This window comes from Mitsuaria sp. TWR114 (genome assembly GCF_007997345.1).
The window spans coordinates 1-1,975 of record NZ_VOSR01000113.1; the positions used below are offsets into that span (position 1 = coordinate 1).

Consider the following 1,975-nt stretch of genomic DNA (forward strand, 5'->3'; position numbering starts at 1 on the left):
CGGCCAGCGCCAGCGCCATCAGCGTCAATCGGAAAGGCGTCATCAGGGTCTCCTGTTCCACGGAACTTGATCCGGAAGCCCATTCTCCGCCCCGCCTCAGAGCGAATTGAGGAAGGCCAGCAGGGCTTCCCGGTCCGCGGTGCTGAGCTTGACGAAACGCTGGCGGCTGGCCGCGGCCTCGCCGCCGTGCCAGACGATGGCCTCGGTGAGCGTGCGGGCGCGGCCGTCGTGCAGGTAGCCCACCTTCACGGCGGGACCGGCCACCGCCTCGGTATAGCCGATGCCCCACAGCGGCGAGGTGCGCCACTGGCTGCCGCTGGCCTGGTCTTCCGACAGGTTGTCGGCCAGATCGCTGCCCATGTCGTGCAGCAGCAGGTCGGTGTAGGGCTTGATCGTCTGGTTGCGCATCTCCGCCAGCTCGCTGGCCAGGCCGGTCTTCATCTCGGCGACGTGGCAGGCGGTGCAGCGGATGCTCGCGAACACCTGCGCGCCCGCCGCGACCTTGACCGGATCCACCGCCAGGTAGGACAGCGGCGTCACGCCCTTCGGGAAGCCGCTGACCAGGCTGCGCTGCGCCGGCACGCCGAGCTGGGCGACGTAGCGCGAGATCAGCTGCAGCTCATCCTCGCTCAGGCCCTTCTCCACCTTCTTCTTGTCGCACTGCGCCGGGCCGGCCAGGCAGTCGCGGTTCGGATAGATCGGCGAGGTCACCGACATGTCCAGCAGCGCCGCATTGGCCGTCTGGTGGCGCAGGCTGACCTTGGTCGCCTTCCAGCCGTAGCGGCCCACCCGCACCTGGCCGGTCTCCGGGTCGTAGACCAGGTTGGCCTGGCCCTTCACGCCGTCCTCGTCCGGCGTGCTGCGCACGCGCGCCAGGATGTCCGCGTCGGGGACCGCCTCCAGCAAGCCCAGGCCGATCACGGGCTGCGCGCTGCGCAGCGAATAGGCCGCCGGCGTCGGGCCATCGAAGCGGATCCGCGGCTTGCTCAGCGTCACCACCGTGCCGTCGGCCAGCGTGACGGTCCGGGTGTCGAAGCCGGCCACGCGCACCGCGTTGCCCCAGTCCTGCGCCGCGCCCGTGGTGAGGGAGCGCGCATTCATCTGGACCGCCAGCCCGTAGACCGGATGCGCCTGCTGCCTGCCGTCCGCGCCGATCGCGGCGGTGCGCACCGCCATCGTGTCCAGGCGCTGGTTGATCACCTGCGGCGCCAGGCTGCGGCCGTTGTTGATGTGGCAGCCGAAGCAGTTGGTCTGGTTGAAGCGCGGCCCCTGCAGCTTCACCGCGGCGGTGTTGCGGTCGTTGCCCGCCTCGTTGTGGTCGCCGGTCCACATGTTGGTGTGGAACCAGCGCCGGCCCTCGACGAAGCGCTGCATGTTCTGCATCCCGATCTGCGTGTTGGGCTGCTGGAACATGAAGGTCGCGTTGTCGGCGTAGTCGTAGGAGATCGAGCCGGTGCCGCCGAGCAGCGTCTCGGCCGGGAGCGGCGCGTTCAGCAGCCGCGGCTGCACGCCGTACCAGGGGCGCAGGCCGGTGCCCACGACATAGGTCACCTCGTTGGTGTAGTAGCGGAAGTTGCCGTTGTCCCCGATCGCGTCCATCGACGCGCGGCTCGCGAAGAAGGAGCCGGTGAACTCGATCGCGTCGCCGATCTTCAGGTCGCGCGCGGGCACGTTGACGCCGTTGGGCACCAGCACGCCGTTGGCGTTGGCGGCCACGTCCTGGTGGCCCGGCACGTTGTCCAGCACCACCGAGCAGCCGTCATTCGCGCCGATGACGCCGGCGAAGCCGGAGGTCGGCTTGAGCAGCGCGCCCTCGGGCGGCTTGGGCACCACCGGGCAGGAGGTCAGGTCCTTGAAGCCGTCGGTGTAGGTGGTGTTGTCCAGCAGCCGGCCCGGCGACATCCAGCCGTAGCCGGTGACGCCGGCGTCGTCGAAGCGGCGGAAGAAGGAATGGCCGCCGCCGCGCTGCGCCTGC

The 1,975-nt window shown here is 70.0% G+C and carries 1 protein-coding gene; it reads right to left on the reverse strand.

What is annotated here, in order from left to right:
• Positions 1–96: 96 nt before the first annotated feature.
• The coding region (locus tag FUT87_RS05565; RefSeq protein WP_310735111.1) for a di-heme oxidoredictase family protein at positions 97–1,975 on the reverse strand (1,879 nt) is incomplete at its 5' end.